12 protein-coding genes and 1 tRNA gene are annotated in these 16,880 nt (G+C 56.8%); all 13 read left to right on the forward strand.

Going from position 1 to position 16,880, the window contains the following annotated elements:
* Positions 1–68 precede the first annotated feature (68 nt).
* The 13 genes from M2406_RS02440 to M2406_RS02500 all read left to right on the forward strand — a co-directional run bounded on the left by M2406_RS02440 (position 69) and on the right by M2406_RS02500 (position 16,880).
* Positions 69–156, forward strand: a tRNA-Ser gene (locus M2406_RS02440).
* Positions 157–966: 810 nt separating this feature from the next.
* Positions 967–1,464 carry a type VI secretion system contractile sheath small subunit gene (tssB, locus tag M2406_RS02445; RefSeq protein WP_259188409.1) on the forward strand — a complete coding sequence of 166 codons (498 nt, stop codon included), beginning with the start codon at positions 967–969 and terminating at the stop codon, positions 1,462–1,464.
* A 34-nt stretch (positions 1,465–1,498) separates the two neighbouring features.
* The gene (tssC, locus tag M2406_RS02450) at positions 1,499–3,046 is read left to right on the forward strand and encodes a type VI secretion system contractile sheath large subunit (protein WP_259188410.1); all 1,548 of its coding nucleotides are present in this window, start codon (positions 1,499–1,501) and stop codon (positions 3,044–3,046) included.
* Between the two features lie 15 nt (positions 3,047–3,061).
* Positions 3,062–4,402 (forward strand): type VI secretion system baseplate subunit TssK, encoded by a 1,341-nt coding sequence (gene tssK / locus M2406_RS02455; RefSeq protein ID WP_259188411.1) that lies wholly within the window; start codon positions 3,062–3,064, stop codon positions 4,400–4,402.
* On the forward strand, positions 4,399–5,088 hold the full coding sequence (gene tssL, locus M2406_RS02460) for a type VI secretion system protein TssL, short form (protein WP_259188414.1): 690 nt from the start codon (positions 4,399–4,401) through the stop codon (positions 5,086–5,088). Before tssK ends, tssL begins: the two co-directional genes overlap by 4 nt.
* Complete coding sequence (locus M2406_RS02465) at positions 5,085–6,794, forward strand: OmpA family protein (RefSeq protein ID WP_259188416.1); 1,710 nt, start codon at positions 5,085–5,087, stop codon at positions 6,792–6,794. The genes tssL and M2406_RS02465 overlap by 4 nt, the downstream gene beginning before the upstream one ends.
* 3 nt (positions 6,795–6,797) lie before the next feature.
* Entirely contained in the window at positions 6,798–7,289 is a 492-nt protein-coding gene (gene hcp, locus M2406_RS02470) for a type VI secretion system effector Hcp (protein ID WP_012006213.1), read from the forward strand.
* 172 nt (positions 7,290–7,461) lie between these two features.
* On the forward strand, positions 7,462–10,131 hold the full coding sequence (gene tssH / locus M2406_RS02475; RefSeq protein ID WP_259188421.1) for a type VI secretion system ATPase TssH: 2,670 nt from the start codon (positions 7,462–7,464) through the stop codon (positions 10,129–10,131).
* Complete coding sequence (locus M2406_RS02480; protein ID WP_259188424.1) at positions 10,128–12,506, forward strand: type VI secretion system Vgr family protein; 2,379 nt, start codon at positions 10,128–10,130, stop codon at positions 12,504–12,506. The genes tssH and M2406_RS02480 overlap by 4 nt, the downstream gene beginning before the upstream one ends.
* Positions 12,507–13,271 carry a DUF4123 domain-containing protein gene (locus M2406_RS02485; protein WP_259188426.1) on the forward strand — a complete coding sequence of 255 codons (765 nt, stop codon included), beginning with the start codon at positions 12,507–12,509 and terminating at the stop codon, positions 13,269–13,271. It begins immediately after the preceding gene.
* Positions 13,271–13,855 (forward strand): DUF3304 domain-containing protein, encoded by a 585-nt coding sequence (locus M2406_RS02490; protein ID WP_259188427.1) that lies wholly within the window; start codon positions 13,271–13,273, stop codon positions 13,853–13,855. The genes M2406_RS02485 and M2406_RS02490 overlap by 1 nt, the downstream gene beginning before the upstream one ends.
* Positions 13,856–13,923: 68 nt before the next feature.
* Positions 13,924–14,451 (forward strand): DUF3304 domain-containing protein, encoded by a 528-nt coding sequence (locus M2406_RS02495; RefSeq protein ID WP_259188429.1) that lies wholly within the window; start codon positions 13,924–13,926, stop codon positions 14,449–14,451.
* Positions 14,439–16,880, forward strand: a complete 2,442-nt coding sequence (locus tag M2406_RS02500) for a DUF2235 domain-containing protein (RefSeq protein ID WP_259188431.1) — start codon at positions 14,439–14,441, stop codon at positions 16,878–16,880. Before M2406_RS02495 ends, M2406_RS02500 begins: the two co-directional genes overlap by 13 nt.

Consider the following 16,880-nt stretch of genomic DNA (forward strand, 5'->3'; position numbering starts at 1 on the left):
TTTTCGCTCGGTTGAACGGTAATGGGCTTTACAAGCGGATCGGCTGTGTTTATAGTTCGGCTCGTTGCGGAGGGGTGGCCGAGTGGCTGAAGGCAACGGTCTTGAAAACCGTCGACGGGAAACCGTTCCAGAGTTCGAATCTCTGCTCCTCCGCCATAAATTATGACCCCGTGCTCTCTGAGCGCGGGGTTTTTTATTTTGTTTTCCCCTCAGCATGCCAATTCCGTCTGGTTTGCGCTGCCAGCCCTGAGAATACATCGGACAGGTTACGCAGCTTCCCCCCTGGCAACGTGCACGTTGCTCACCCCAACCCACGAGACCACATCATTGAAGGCGATCGGTTCACTGCCATCAACTGAAACAGAAAACGTCCTCCGGGTTGTGCAACCAATGATTTCTTCCCGAACTCCACTCTGCGAAAATAAGTAAACATCATTTAAGTGAAAGGCAAAGGTCTTGCTAGCGAGGCGGGCCGTTATCTTTTTGCTTGTTCAGTCATGCGCGGCCTCGCATTTTTTTTAAAAATTATAAAATCAGACTTTTCTCGCAAGGCGGTTGAAATTCACCCAATACTGACCTTAAGTCTAATTGATCATTTACCGCACACCCTTATCCCATGCGGTTTGTGGTATCTTTCTGCGAAAGTTCTTATAAATCAATTTGATGATCTTTTATTGTTAAATCCTCTGCCTGTAATTATTTGTTACAAAATTCAATTTCCAATCATACCGTTAACATTTTTAAACTCCAATCAATAGGTAATATTCTGAAATTATCACTTTTCAGATAAAGACCTGAAAGTACTGTGTCATGCTCGCTAGTGAATGGAATGCGCTCGCTTTTGACCCCAGTTTTGATTTTTGCCGGATGGCACGAGCAGGGATGTTGTTTTGGCAAGATAAGCATTTCTTATTAATTTCTCAGTGGCATTGACCATTTCTATCATTCCATGGAACAGGGACAGCCATGTCTAACTCCTATCAGTCCGAGATCCCCAAAGCTCGCGTCAACATAAAACTCGATCTGCACACCGGTGGTGCTCAGAAGAAAACCGAATTGCCCCTTAAGCTGATGGTGGTGGGGGATTACAGCAATGGTGCCGAGCAACGCCCGCTGTCTGAGCGTGAAAAGGTCAACGTTAATAAAAACAATTTTGACAGCGTGTTGGCAGAATTCTCTCCCTCCATAAATCTTTCCGTTGAAAACACCCTGGCCGGTGACCGTAGCGAAGAGAACGTCAGCCTGACTTTCCGTGAGATGAACGATTTCACACCGGAGCAGGTAGCCCGCCAGATCCCCCAGCTTAAAGCCATGCTTGCCATGCGCAATCTTCTCCGCGACCTGAAAGCCAACCTGTTGGATAACCAGGCTTTCCGCAAGGAGCTGGAAAAAATCCTGCTCGACCCAGCGCTTAGCGCTGAACTGCGCAGTGAGCTGTCTGCTCTGGCACCGAAGCAAGCATAACGGTCGCGATGTTTAACGGATTAACGAAGAGAAAATGCTGATGTCTGTAAAAAATGAGAATACCGCTGGCGGTGAGAGCGTGGTGCTGGAGCGTCCGGAAGCGAGCAGCGTGTATGCTTCCCTGTTTGAAAAAATCAATCTGAGTCCGGTCTCTGAGCTGAGTGCGCTGGATATCTGGCAGGATAACCAGGCAATGTCCGATGCCACGGCAGATGAGCGCCTGACTGCCGGGATGCAGGTCTTTCTGGAGTGCCTGAGCAAGGCGGGCTCCAGGGTCGAAAAGCTGGACAGAACCCTGATTGACCACCACATCGCGGAGCTGGATTATCAGATTAGCCGCCAACTGGATGCGGTCATGCACCATGAGGCATTCCAGTCGGTAGAATCCCTGTGGCGCGGGGTGAAGTCGCTGGTCGACAAAACCGACTTCCGTCAGAACGTCAAAATCGAGCTGCTTGATCTGTCGAAAGACGATTTGCGTCAGGATTTTGAAGACGCGCCGGAGATTATTCAGAGCGGATTATACCAGCACACATATACCGCAGAATACGATTCTCCGGGTGGAGAGCCGATTGCCGCGCTGATTTCTGCCTACGAGTTTGATGCCTCTGCGCAGGACGTTGCCCTGTTGCGCAACATTTCGAAAGTGTCTGCTGCAGCACATATGCCGTTTATCGGATCGGCTGGCCCGAAATTCTTCCTCAAAGACAATATGGAAGACGTGGCGGCGATTAAAGATATTGGCAACTACTTCGATCGTGCCGAATACATCAAGTGGAAATCCTTCCGCGAGACGGATGACTCCCGCTATATCGGCCTGGTGATGCCGCGTGTACTGGGCCGCCTGCCGTACGGTCCGGACACCGTGCCGGTGCGCAGCTTCAACTACGTCGAAGAAGTGAAAGGCCCGGATCACGACAAATATCTGTGGACCAACGCCTCGTTTGCGTTTGCCGCCAACATGGTGCGCAGCTTCATCAACAACGGCTGGTGTGTACAAATCCGTGGCCCGCAGGCCGGTGGTGCCGTTCAGGATCTGCCTATCCATCTGTACGATCTGGGCACCGGCAATCAGGTGAAGATCCCGAGTGAGGTGATGATCCCGGAAACCCGCGAATTTGAATTCGCCAACCTCGGCTTTATCCCGCTGTCGTACTACAAGAATCGAGATTATTCCTGTTTCTTCTCCGCCAACTCCACCCAGAAACCGGCGCTGTATGACACAGCCGATGCGACGGCCAACAGCCGTATCAATTCGCGCTTGCCGTATATCTTCCTGCTGTCGCGTATAGCGCATTACCTGAAGCTTATTCAGCGTGAAAATATCGGCACCACCAAGGACCGCCGCTTGCTGGAACTGGAACTCAATACCTGGGTGCGTAGCCTGGTGACAGAAATGACCGATCCGGGCGATGACCTGCAGGCGTCTCACCCGCTGCGTGATGCGAAAGTCATTGTGGAGGATATCGAGGATAACCCGGGCTTCTTCCGCGTGAAGCTGTATGCCGTGCCGCATTTCCAGGTGGAAGGGATGGACGTGAATCTGTCGCTGGTTTCCCAGATGCCGAAAGCGAAAGCCTAATAAGGCAGGAAGCCGATGAAAACGGAACAACCGTTATGGGGCAGGGGCATCATGGTCTCTCCCCAGCATTTCCAGCAACAGGCTGCGTATGCGGCCTGGTCTGCGGAATGCATTGCCCGAATGGGACTCAATCACCCCTGGGGGATGATTGAGTCTGCCTTTGAACCGGACGCACTGAAACTCGGTCGTCTGCAGGCCCGTAAGCTGCATGTCCGTTTCCCGGATGGGACACTTATCGATACAGATAATGCCGATGCGCTGCCGCCGGTTCTGTCACTGGAGAGCGAATCGCATGATGTGGTGGTGCTACTGGCGCTGCCCCTGCTGCGGGCGAATGGCGGCAACTGCCTGCAACCTGATGAGGTGGCCGATCGTCCGGTGCGTTACCGTCAGCGTTGGCGGGACGTGCGTAACCAGTTTGGTGAGGACACCCGCCAGATAGCGGTGATGCAGCCGGAACTGACGCTGCGCTTTGCCCATCAGAATAACGGTGATTATCTGACCTGCCCGGTGGCCCGTCTGCAGCAGGATTTGCAGGGCGTCTGGCGGATTGATGACAGTTTTCTCCCGCCGCTGCTGACCGTACAGAGCAGCCGCTGGTTGGCGACCCAACTCGAACAGCTGATGACCCAACTGCGTGCCCGTCTGATCCGTTTGATGGCCATGCGCCGCGAAAGCAATGAGCGGATGGCGGATTTTGCGGTGGCTGACGTATCCCTGTTCTGGCTGCTGAATGCCCTCAACAGTGCTGAGCCGGTGCTGGGCAAGTTCCAGCGTAATCTGCAGAGCCCGGCAGAACGCCTTCATACCGAACTGTCCCGCCTGGCCGGCAGTTTGCTGACCTTCTCCCTGGAACATCAGGTGAGTGCGATACCGGCCTATCAGCACGAGCAACTGAATGCCGTTTTCCCACCGCTGTTTGATCTACTGAGCGATTTGCTGGAAGCGAGCCTGCCGTCACGGGTGGTGTCAATTGAGCTTGAGCACGATAAGCGGCTGCACTTCTGGCAGGCACGTCTGCACGATCCCCGTCTGCGTGAAGGTGCCGACTACTACCTGTCGGTACGCTCCCCGATGCCGGTGGCGCAGCTGCAGGAGCAGTTCCCGCGTCAGTGCAAAGTGGGAAGCCCGGATCATGTCAGGGGTATCGTGAATTCCTCACGCGTCGGGGTTCCGCTGACACCGCTGCGCCATGTGCCGGCGGCCATTCCACTGCGTCTGGAGAACCAATATTTCAGCCTCGATGTCTCCCATCCCCTGGCAACTGACATGCTCGACAGCGGCAACTGCATGTTTTATGTGCCGGGTATGCTTGGTGAGCCGGAGCTTGAACTCTTTGCGGTGCTGAGAACATGAGTGAACGTCAACGCGGGACAGCCGCGTCCATTGATATCGATGCCCTGCTGCAAGACACCTGGCTACAGGTCGTCAGCCTGCGCCACGGCCCGAAATTCCAGGACGGGGAAGGACGCAAACTGTGGGAGCACTGCATTGCTGATGTCGAGCGTGTACAGCGTGAGTTGAAAGCGAGCGAACTCGATGAGGCCAGCTGTCAGCATATTCTCACTGCACAGTGTGCGCTGCTCGACGAGGCGGTCAAAGGTCGCGGTGTGGAAGATGATGCCTGCGTACAGTGGTATGACATTCCGCTGCAGGGGCATTTCCTCGGCACCATGGATGCCGGTGACACCCTGTGCGATCGGATGCGCGATGTGCTGCGTGAACCGGCTCCAGACCAGGCTGTCGTGACCTGCTTTCAGCGGGTCATGATGCTGGGATTCCTCGGCAGTTTCCGCTCACTGAACGACCCGGAGCGCCAGAAACTCGTCAGCGCACTCAGTGAACATGTCCCGACCTTCAGCTATCCACAAGCCCATCCTGTCCTGGCGGAAAGCCGTGCCGGGCGGGGAATGGGGGGATGGCTGGCGTCATGGCCGGTGCGGATTGGCCTGAGCGTGATTGTGGTCGCCGCCCTGTGGTGGGGGCTGAACAACTGGCTCGATCAGATGCTGTTGACCCTGTTGCCGGGAGCCGTGAAATGAGTCCTGCACAACAGCGTGGGCTTGCGCTGTGGGCCGTCCTGCTGAGTGCAGTGGTCTGCCTGGTTTTTCTGCCTGCATCCCGGCTGGTGTCCGTTCTTGTTTTTCTGGTTGTTCTGGGGGTGATTGCGGCGTCCTGGTACGTCGCCAGCCGTCGTGTTCAGCACGACGTCACCCTGCGTCTGCAAGGTCTCCCGGAGGCGGCATATCGCCAGCCGGTGGTGTTGGTCTGTGGCGATCTGTCGTTGGCCTGGCCGCATCAGTCACCGGTGCTGACTGTTACTCAGGGGTGTTGGATCCGGGTGGAAGACCACCAGAGCCTGGAGCAGGTGGCCCGACAGGTACTGTGGCAGCGCCCTGACTGGGGGCGTCAGCTGTCGGTGATGGTCAGTGTCTGCCCGCAGAAGCACGCTGACTGCGAAGCACTGACCAGCCGCCTGCTGACTCTGCGCTGGCAAATCAGCCAGTTGCGTAAGGATACCGGGCATTCCGTGCCGCTGGTTTTGAATGGTCAGGTCGGCAGCGCGATGACGAATGAGCTGCTCTGGCAGGCGGCGATCCCGGGAGAAGGGGTGAGGGTCTGGCGGGAGTCTTCAGCACCGAGCTCTATCGCCGCATGGGTCACTACCGGCGGAACGCCAGCAATGCAGCAACAGGTGCTGATGAACAGCCTGATGAGCTGGTTCCATCAGCACGTCAATGCCGTCTTTTGGGATGAGAACCCCGATGTTCAGGCCATTGCACCTACAGCGGTGCTGTGGGGAATGGGGCCTATCCTTGCCGGGAGCCTGGCGTCATCGGCCTGGACGGCGTGGTTGTCGCGTCACACCGCCATGCAGCAGGTGACGGGTTGGCAGCCGGTGGGGACGGACAGTACGGTGATATCACCACTCCCGGATTTCGTCCTGCCGCTGCTGCCGGAAGGGCGAGGATTAACCTCGCGGGGTCGTGCCTGGCGCTGTGCACTCGGGATCCTCACACTGGCGGCCATTGCGGCGCTGCTCAGCAGTGGCTGGAACAATCGCCAGCTGCTGCACCGCGTAAGCTTCGATATTGCCCGTTATGACCGTATCCCGATAGATGATTACGGTCCGAAAACCGATGCCGTCGCGGTCCTGCGAGATGATGCCGCGCAGCTGGATGACCAGGCGCGTAATGGCGTACCGGCCCGGATGAGCCTCGGCCTGTATCAGGGCGAGCATCTGCGTATGCCGCTGCTGGATGCGATCCGCTCGTATGTTCCGCCGCCACCGCCGTCCAAACCTCAACCGAAGCCGGCCCCGAAAATTGTGCGGCTCGACAGCATGTCGCTGTTCGATTCCGGTAAATACGCGCTGAAGGTGGGCTCCACCAAAATGCTCATTAACTCCCTGGTGGGCATCAAAGCCAAGCCGGGCTGGCTGATTGTGGTGGCAGGCCACACGGATAACTCCGGCAATTCAGCACTCAATCAGACGCTTTCCCAGAAACGTGCCGCAGCAGTACGCGACTGGATGCGTGATACCGGCGATGTGCCGGAAAGTTGTTTTGCGGTGCAGGGCTATGGCGAAAGTCGGCCGGTTGCCACCAATGACACTCCGGAAGGCCGTGCGCTTAACCGGCGTGTCGAAATCAGTCTGGTACCTCAGGCAGATGCCTGCCGGATACCGGGCAACACCCTGACGTCATCACTGGATGGTGACGTATCAAAAAACGAAATGGAGAAGTAAACCATGGCAATTCCAGTTTATCTTTGGCTGAAAGACGACGGCGGCGCGGACATTAAAGGATCTGTAGATGTTAAAGACCGCGAAGGCAGCATTGAAGTGGTGGCGCAGCAACACAACCTGTATATCCCGACCGATAACAACACCGGCAAGCTGACCGGCACCCGTATCCACACCCCGTTCCTGTTCACCAAGGAAATCGACTCTTCCAGCCCGTATTTGTACAAGGCAGTGACCACCGGTCAGACCCTGAAATCGGCTGAATTCAAGTGGTACAAAATCAACGACGCCGGTCAGGAAGTGGAGTACTTCAACACCAAGCTGGAAAACGTGAAGGTGGTGAAGGTGAATCCGGTCATGCATGACGTGAAAGACCCGGCGTACGAGAAACACAACCACCTAGAACAGCTTGAGCTGCGTTACGAAAAAATCACCTGGACCTACAAAGACGGCAACATCATTCATTCCGATTCCTGGAACGAACGCGCCACGGCGTAAGCCTGATGCGGGCAGGTTTTCCTGTCCGCAGTTTTTTGCTGAGTGTCTGCCGTGCGGGCACTCAGCAAAGAAAAACACAATCTGCCCGCCTGACCTTATGCGCTTTAGGTTCCTTTTACAGGAAATAGCGATGGGCGGTAGCGTGCCAGGGAACCGATAAAGAGAGAGAATTATGGAAAATTCAGCCGCCTTGTTACGCCGACTTAATCCTTACTGTGCCCGTGCGTTAGAAGGTGCAGCATGCCTGTGTCAGACTCGCGCCCACGCCGAAATTTTACCCGAACACTGGCTGCTGAAATTGCTGGAGCAGGGCGAAGGTGACCTGACGGTGCTGGCGCGCCGTTATGAGTGGGATATGGACGCTCTGTGGCAGGATTTACTCGGCTGGCTGGAGAACCTGCCGCGTTCCGTGCGCAGCCGTCCTCAGTTGTCAGGTGCCATTGAATCCTTGTTGAAACAGGCGTGGATGTTTGCCTCGCTTGAAGGCAGCGAACACATCCGTAGTGTGCATTTGTTGGCCGCAATGATAGAAATGCCCAAAATGCTGCGCTGTGATGGCGTGTGGCCGCTGCTGACGCTGGGGCAGAGCCAGCTTGAGCGTCTGCGCCCGTTGCTGGACGCACAATCGGACGAGCGTGAGGACGTTCAGCAGGAAGAAGCGCTGGCACAGACGCACGGTGGAGACGTTGAATTCGTCGGCCGTCCGGTCGGTGCAGAGATAAAAGAAGGTGAACTCTCTCCGGCATTACAGAACGCACTGGATAAGTTCACGCTTGATGTCACTGCCAAAGCGCATGAGGGCAAAATCGACCCGGTATTTGGCCGCGATACCGAAATCCGCCAGATGGTGGATATTCTCTCAAGACGTCGCAAGAACAACCCGATTCTGGTCGGCGAACCGGGTGTGGGTAAAACCGCGCTGGTGGAAGGCCTGGCGCTGCGCATTGCCGAAGGAAATGTTCCGGAATCACTGAAAACCGTCAGCCTGCGCACTCTCGACCTGGGCCTGCTGCAGGCGGGTGCAGGTGTAAAAGGTGAGTTTGAGCAGCGTCTGAAAAACGTCATCGATGCGGTACAGCAGTCGCCAATACCCGTTCTACTGTTTATCGACGAAGCACACACCATTATCGGCGCCGGCAATCAGGCGGGTGGCGCGGATGCGGCTAACCTGCTGAAACCTGCATTAGCAAGGGGGGAATTGCGCACTATCGCCGCTACCACCTGGAGCGAATACAAACAGTATTTTGAACGCGATGCCGCGCTGGAGCGCCGCTTTCAGATGGTTAAGGTCGACGAGCCGGACGACGACACGGCCTGTTTAATGCTCAGAGGCCTGAAATCCCGTTATGCCGAACATCACGGCGTGCATATCACCGATGACGCAGTTAAAGCCGCAGTCACGCTCTCTCGCCGTTACCTGACCGGCCGTCAATTGCCGGACAAGGCGGTTGACCTGCTCGACACCGCAAGCGCTCGCGTGCGCATGAGCCTCGAAACCGTGCCTGAAGAAATTACCCGTCTGAAAGCGCAGCGGATTGCACTGGTTCTGGAAGAGCAGGCCTTACTGGAAGATATCGCTGTCGGCGGTCATTCCCATGGAGAGCGGTTGGCCGGGATTGAAAAATTGTGCCTTGCGCTGGATGCGGATATCGGCACGCTAGATCAACGTTTTAGCGAAGAAAAAGCACTGGCAGAGCAACTGATGGTTTGCCGTCAGGCTTCTCACTCAGAGGGCAGCCGCCGCCAGGCGGACGTCCACGACCTGCAGCAGCAGCTGAAAAACCTGCAACGGGATGAGGCGTTGATTCAGGTGGATGTGGACACCCGAACCGTGGCCAACGTGATTGCCGACTGGACCGGTGTCCCGCTTTCTTCATTGATGAAAGACGAGCAGACTGAACTGTTGGGTCTGGAAGCGGAAATCGGCAAACGCGTTGTAGGCCAGGATGTGGCGCTCAGCGCGATTGCGCAGCGCCTGCGCGCCGCCAAAACCGGCCTGACCTCGGAGAATGGTCCGCAGGGCGTGTTCCTGCTGGTCGGCCCGAGCGGCACGGGTAAAACCGAAACCGCACTCACGCTGGCCGATGTGCTGTACGGCGGTGAGAAATCGCTTGTCACTATCAATCTGTCCGAATACCAGGAGCCGCATACCGTTTCCCAGTTGAAGGGCTCGCCACCGGGCTACGTCGGTTACGGTCAGGGCGGCATTCTGACCGAAGCGGTGCGTAAACGCCCCTACAGCGTGGTGCTGCTCGATGAAGTGGAAAAAGCACACCGCGACGTGATGAATCTGTTCTACCAGGTGTTTGACCGTGGCTTTATGCGCGACGGCGAAGGCCGCGAAATCGACTTTCGCAACACGGTTATTCTGATGACCTCCAACCTCGGCAGCGACCCCATCATGCAACGGCTGGATCAACAGCCAGAAGCCACCGAAGGCGATTTGCACGAACTGCTGCGCCCAATATTGCGTGACCACTTCCAGCCCGCGCTGCTGGCCCGCTTCCAGACCGTGATTTACCGCCCGCTGAGTGAGCCCGCGATGCGCATCATTGTTGAAATGAAACTCGGACAGGTCAGCAAACGCCTGCACCGTCACTACGGCCTGACCACGCATATCGACGAAAGTCTTTTCGACGCCCTTACCGCCGCTTGCCTGCTGCCGGATACCGGTGCACGTAACGTCGACAGCCTGCTCAACCAGCAAATTTTGCCGGTGCTGAGCCAGCAGTTGCTGACTCGCATGGCGGCAAAACAGAAACCGCGGTCGTTACGTCTTGGCTGGAGTGAGGAAGAGGGCATAGGGCTGGAGTTTGACCCTACACAAGGAGAGCGCGTATGAGCACCAGTCTCCCGATAAGATTCAGCCATAACCACCACCTGCTGGCGATAAAAGGAGGTGAGTCAGAACTTGATGTGCTGGCGTTTGAAGGCCACGAGGTTCTGAGCAAGCCGTTCAGCTACCGTATTGAGTTCACCAGTAACGACCACGCCATCAGCAAGGAAATGATGCTGATGAAAACGGGGGCTCTGACGTTGCAGGCACCGGTCGACCAGGGCTACGGCATTAAAATTCAGCAGCCGCTTCGGGTTCTCCAGGGCGTGGTGAGTGGCTTTGAACGCCTCAGCACCTCAAAAGATGAAACCCATTACGCCCTGACGCTACAGCCGCGTCTGGCATTGCTCGACCGCTCGCATCAGAACGCGGTTTATCAGGATATGTCGGTGCCGCAGATTGTGGAAAAAATCCTGCGCGAGCGCCACAACCTGCGCGGGCAGGACTTTTTGTTTTCGCTAACCAGAGAATACCCGCGGCGTGAACAGGTGATGCAGTACGGCGAGGATGACCTGCACTTTATCACCCGCCTGCTGGGTGAGGTGGGGATCTGGTTCCGTTTCACCACCGACACACGCCTGAACATCGACGTGGTGGAGTTTTACGACAGCCGCCAGTGCTACGAAAAAGGCCTGATTCTGCCGTCGGTACCGCCGTCGGGCCAGCACTCGCAAGGCATGGATTCGGTATGGGGGATGGCGAGCCATCACAACGTGGTGCAAAAGCAGGTCAGTACCCACGATTACAACTACCGCCAGGCCACCAATGACATGAACACCCAGGTGGATGCGACCCGCGGCGACAGCACCACCTACGGCGAGGCTTACCACTATGCCGACAACTACCTGACGCAGGGCAGCACTTATGACCCTAACCCGGTTCCGGAGTCCGGCGCGTTTTATGCCCGCGTGCGTCACGAACGCTACCTGAACGGCCAGACCCAACTCAGTGCCATCACCAGTTGCCCGACACTGGCGCCCGGACAGGTACTGAAAGTCACCGGTGGTTATGAAGTGGCGGAGGCGTTCAACCAGGGCGTGCTCATCACCGGGATGAAAAGCGCGGCCCGCCGTGATAAAGATTTTGAGGTGCATATCAGCGGTATCCCGGACAGCACGGATTTTTGTTTCCGCCCGGAACCCGGTGAGCGTCCGGTGATGGCGGGCACATTGCCCGCCCGCGTGACCAGCACCACGGAAAACGACACCTACGGGCATATCGATAAAGACGGCCGCTATCGCGTCAACATGCTGTTTGACCGTGATAACTGGGAGGCCGGGTTCGAGAGCCTGTGGGTGCGTCAGTCCCGCCCGTACGCCGGCGACACTTATGGTCTGCACCTGCCGCTGCTGGAAGGCACCGAAGTGGCGATTGGCTTTGAGGACGGCAACCCGGACAGGCCGTACATCTCCGGCGTGTTGCACGACTCCGCGCACGGCGACCATGTCACCATCCGTAACTACAAGCGCAACGTACTGCGCACACCGAGCAACAACAAAATCCGCCTCGATGACAGCCGGGGCCAGGAGCATATCAAGGTCAGCACGGAGTACGGCGGCAAGAGCCAGCTGAATCTCGGACATCTCGTTGACAGCGAGAAGCAAAAACGGGGCGAGGGTTTTGAACTCAGAACCGACAGCTGGGGCGCGATTCGGGCGCAAAAGGGCATTTTCATCAGCGCAGACGGTCAGGCAAAGGCGCAGGGCCAGGTGCTGGAGATGCAACCGGCGGTCAGTCTGCTGAAAGGGGCGCTGAACCAGCTAACCGAATGGGGAAGCATCACCCAGACGCATCATAATTTTTCCCCAGATACGGATCCGCTTGGAGTATTGGTTAACGGGGCCAGTGAACTGAAAGAAGCAGCCTTACTGATGAGCGCACCAAAAGGTATCGCTGCTGTAACCCCTGAAACTACGCTGTTGCACAGCGGAAAAGGCCTGTACCTGCAGAGTCTGGGGGAAGTGAATATTGCCACGGCGCAACGCTATTCAGTCAATGCCAGCAAAGCGATATCCCTGTTGGCCAAGGATGAAGGGATGCGTCTGGTGTCGGCCAGGGGGCCGCTGACGGTGGAATCTCATGCCGATACCTTATCGCTGACGTCACTGAAAGATATCACCGTCCAGTCCACGCAGGGACACCTGCAACTGACGGCGAAAAACGGTATCACTATCGGCTGTGGCGGCGCTTACATCCGCCTGACCCCGCAGGGGGAAGTCGAAATTCACGGGCCTGGATTAATCAGTCTGAAGGGGCAGCATAACTTGCAGGGGCCAGCCAGCGAAGATTTCCCACTGCCTGAATTGCCGGCGTCGGTGTGTAAAGAGTGCCTGAAAAAAGCGCAGGCGCAGGCGCAAGGCTTCGTGCCCAGGGAGGCATAAATGACCAGGCTATGGATTGGGGAAGTGGCAGCGGCTTGCCGGGCATCCGCCGTCGATTATCTTGATATTATCATCGATCAGGCCGGTCTGGACTTCAGCGTTATCCCGGCGCTGAATGCGCTGTCGGTACCCTGGTTGTCGCTTTATCGTGGCTTGCCGGAAGAATTTATTGTCGATGACGCGCCGTTGGTTGCGCGCCTGGTCCTTGATGATATTCAGCAGATGGCGTGGCTGCAGGAAATCAGCCAGCAGGCTGCCGTTAAGGCGCCGTTGTTGCTGCTGTGCTCCGCCTGGACCTTGCCCTCCCTGGCGAACTGGCTGACGCAGTGTATGGATTGCCTACAGGAAGGCAGAGGCGGGATTTTACGCTTTTACGATACGCGGATATTCCCCCTGCTTTTTACGCATATCCTCAGCGAGGAACAGCAAAATCCTTTGCTGCGCCCGGCACTGTTCTGGGCCTGGCAGGATATGGACGGCAGGTCTAGGGGCCTGAACGGTCACGGGACGCCGCCGGCACGCGGCGAGAAAAGCCAGAAAATCGAACTCAGCGATCGCCAATTGGAACAGCTGATGTGCGTATGCGATGTCGTGGTATTGCTGGGGCACCGTGCGCCGCCTGCCGGCGTGTATGCATCACGGCAGGCGCTGTTTTCCGACTGTTACCAGGGCATGCTGGAGGCAACGGATCAGGGCATTATTCTGGATGAGGCGCGTGAGGCCAGGGTAATGAAAAGATGGCTTGCCACAGGAGCAACAGCCTGATGCCCCTTAGAATCTGCGTTCTCGCTGCGGGTTTGCTGTTAACCGGCTGCTCACAGCCCGTCGCTCAGGCTCGGGGGGGCGGTGGCACCATTGATGCCATCAACCATACCAAATGGGCGATTAATCACTTTAGTGTAAATAACCAGTCGGGCATCGACATTATCGGTCCGTTCCAGGGCGGTGGCGGTGGCTGTTGCTACAGTGTGCCCGCGCGGTGGACGCCGGGTATGACGGTGCGTGTTGACTGGGAGACTGGTGTGGCATATGCCAGCGATGTCCCAGAGCTACCGGCACCAACTCGCCCAATCTATAAAGGTCAAAATAATAAAGAGTGGACTGAAGAAATATCAAAATACAATCGACAAAGAAGTGTTTGGTCCAAAAAAATTCATGCCCAAAAACGCCAGCACAGCAAAACCGTGCCGGTACCCGACTATAACGGTCAGGATGTCTGCGGCATCAACGTGCACTTTTTGCCCTGCGATGAGGTCAAGGTGACCACCAGTTGCTACACCTACGATAGCCCGGCCTACCCGATTAAAGAGCCCATCAGGATGAAAGAGCCGAAAACATGTCCGAGATAAAGGAAACCGACTTGGCCTGGGTCCCGCCGCCGCTCCCTCTTTAGTCCCGCTTCTACAAGGAAAGTTAGATGAAACATTCATTATTGAGCCCGCTGTTGGCGGGTCTGCTGCTGTTAACCGGTTGCTCACAGCCCACCGCTCAGGCTCGGGGCGGCGGTGGCACCATTAAAGCCATCAACCACACCAAATGGGCAATTAACCACTTCAGCGTGGATAACCAGTCGGGTATAGATTCTATAGGTCCGTTCCAGGGCGGCGGCGGCGGCTGCTGCTACAGCGTGCCCGCGCGGTGGACACCGGGTATGACGGTGCGTATTGACTGGGAAACCGGGCAGGGGTCGTCTGCTGGTTTCCCAGGATTTGCCGACAGAACTAAATACAAGGCATGGATAGCAGAGATTGATGCACAAAAACGGCAGCATAGCAAAACCGCCCTGCTCCCCGATTATAACGGCCAGGATACCTGCGGCATTACGGTGCATTTTCTGCCTTGCGACGAGGTGAAGGTGACCACCAGTTGCTGGTCACCGAGAAATGCCAACTACCCGATTAAAGAGCCCATCAGGATGAAGGAGCCAAAAGTATGTCCGAGATAAAGGAAACCGACTTGGCTTGGGCCCCGCCGCCGTTCCCGGCGCAGGGACGTCTGCCGACGCAGGCGTTGCAGGTTGGGCAGAACTGTCATCAGCAGAATAGCGCCGAACGGCTCTACCGCCAGGAGTTGTGTCTGGCGGCCGGACGGCGCGTGGAACCGCCATGCTGCAAAACGCTGCATATCAGCCTGTTTTTCGACGGCACCGGCAATAATCTGAACAATGATTTTATTCTGTCAAACCCGAAGCACCCGACCAATATTGCGCGGTTGTTTCGCGCCACTATCGGAACCGGTACGGCAGGTGGGGTGCCTGCCGACAATCAGGGCACACTGCTAGATGACGCCGAGGACGGTGAGGGGAAATATTTTAAGTTCTATATGCCCGGCGTGGGTACTCCGTTCCCGGAAGTGAACGATTCGGACTATTCCACCATGGGGCTGGTGGGCGCAACTAAGGGGGAAGAGCGCATTAACTGGGCGCTGCTGCGTATTATTGATGTGCTGAAGTTCACCGCCACTGAAAAATGGCTGACCACCGCGGAAAGTCGCCAGTCCATAGGAAAAATGGGCACCAGTTGGAACCGCCTGTGGTTTGGCGGCAGTCACAACCGTTATGAAGAGTTCAGTCGCTTACTGAATGATTTAGCCCCGCAGTTGAAGCCATTGATTATTCAGCCGGAGCCGGGTAAGCCCAAGCTGTTAGGTATCAAGCTATACGTCTATGGCTTTTCCCGCGGCGCGGCGGCGGCGCGTGCATTTGTACGCTGGCTAAGTGAGCTGTTACCCCCACCGGCGGCTGAAGGTGAGAATCCCCCGCAGTGCCTGCAGATTGGTGAGCTGCAGTTGCCCATCAGCGTGGAGTTTCTCGGGCTGCTGGATACCGTGGCCTCGGTCGGGGTGGCGCACGTGGTGCCGATTGCCGAGGGGCATATGGCCTGGGCAGACGACACCATGGAACTGCCGAGTGATGAAACCTATAGCGGGCTGATAAACAAATGCGCACATCTGGTTTCCGGCCACGAACAGCGCCTCTGCTTTCCGCTGGACTCGGTGCGCCGGGGGAATGGCAAGTACCCACCTTATGCCTCTGAAGTGGTGTACCCGGGGATGCATTCGGATCTTGGTGGCGGTTATCCGCCGGGGGACCAGGGAAAGGCGAATGGTAAGGATGACGCTTTACTGCTATCACAGATATCTCTGAACGATATGTATGCTGCGGCTTTTAGTGCTGGGGCACCATTAAAAGCTCCTGTTGACACACTTCCAGTAGATCTTAAAAAGGATGAATGGCGAGCGATGCATCCTGATCTTATCAAGCTATTTGATATCGATATTCCCTTAGTAAACCGCTTCAACGCCTGGCGAGAACTTACCCTGAATCTGACCACCCCAGAAAAAATCACGCCCGAAGAGTCGTCCCGATACGATCCGCCGCGCGCCAGTGGCAGCCTGGAAACCATCGTCGAGAACCAGATCGCCTGGATCACTGCCTGGCGCATTGATCGCTATGCCAAAGGGACGCTGGTGGAACAGCGGTTCTACCAAGATGCCTCGGTTAAGGAAGCGCTGCCCGCTGCACGCAAGGCAGCTGAAGAGGTACGAGATAAAAAACAGCAAGAGGTTATCAAAGCGCGTCAGGAACAGATGGCGAATCAGCCCGTCGACCAGATGGACGATCTGGTGCTGCAGCCAGGCGTCAAGGACTTCGACCCGGATATGGCACAACCCCAGCTGTTTGAAGCGGCGAAGGAGTTTGGCAAGGATTACCATGACGGCTACCGCATTCCGGAGAACCTGGCGCAGGCGGTGCTGGACACCGTGTTGCAGCCGATGATCTTTGTTCTCAATACCGATGATGAACCGCAGGAATACCGGCGAATGAAGGCTGACGGAGACGCCCGCGTGGCAATCCTGTTCCCCGCCGCCGGTGAGGCCAGCAACGCGGAACAGCCCGCCGGGCTGGTCAGGGCGCTGTTCGACGACCAGGTGCACGACTCGCGTGCCTGGTTTATGCACGCCGTGCTCAGCTCGCGCGAGATGTGGGGCGGCTACTTCCGCTACCGCATGATTTACTTCAGCGATCAATGCAATAAATCGCTCTCGCCGCTGGTGATCGCCGGCAACCTGGTGGGGTTTGCCACCCTTACCACAGGGGTGGTGCTGAGCTTCAAACAGAAAAGACTGAGCGGCAAACTGGCCGGCCTGGCCGCCACCGGTGCGGTGCGTTCGCTGCAGGTCGAGGTGCTGGACAGGCTCACCGGCCTGCCGCTGCCCGAGTTGCCGGGGGGCGAACAGCTCAGAGCCTTTACCACCGAGCCGGGTGTGGTGGTTGCCCTGCAGAAAGCCGCGGTGGCGGAACAGCAACTGACGCGGGCGAAATCGGCCCTGCCGGCCAGTTGGCTTGAGCAGGTACAGGCGGCCATCGCTTAA

Origin of the sequence: Serratia sp. BIGb0163 (assembly GCF_024809935.1) — a bacterium.
GTDB classification, from domain to species: domain Bacteria; phylum Pseudomonadota; class Gammaproteobacteria; order Enterobacterales; family Enterobacteriaceae; genus Serratia; species Serratia quinivorans.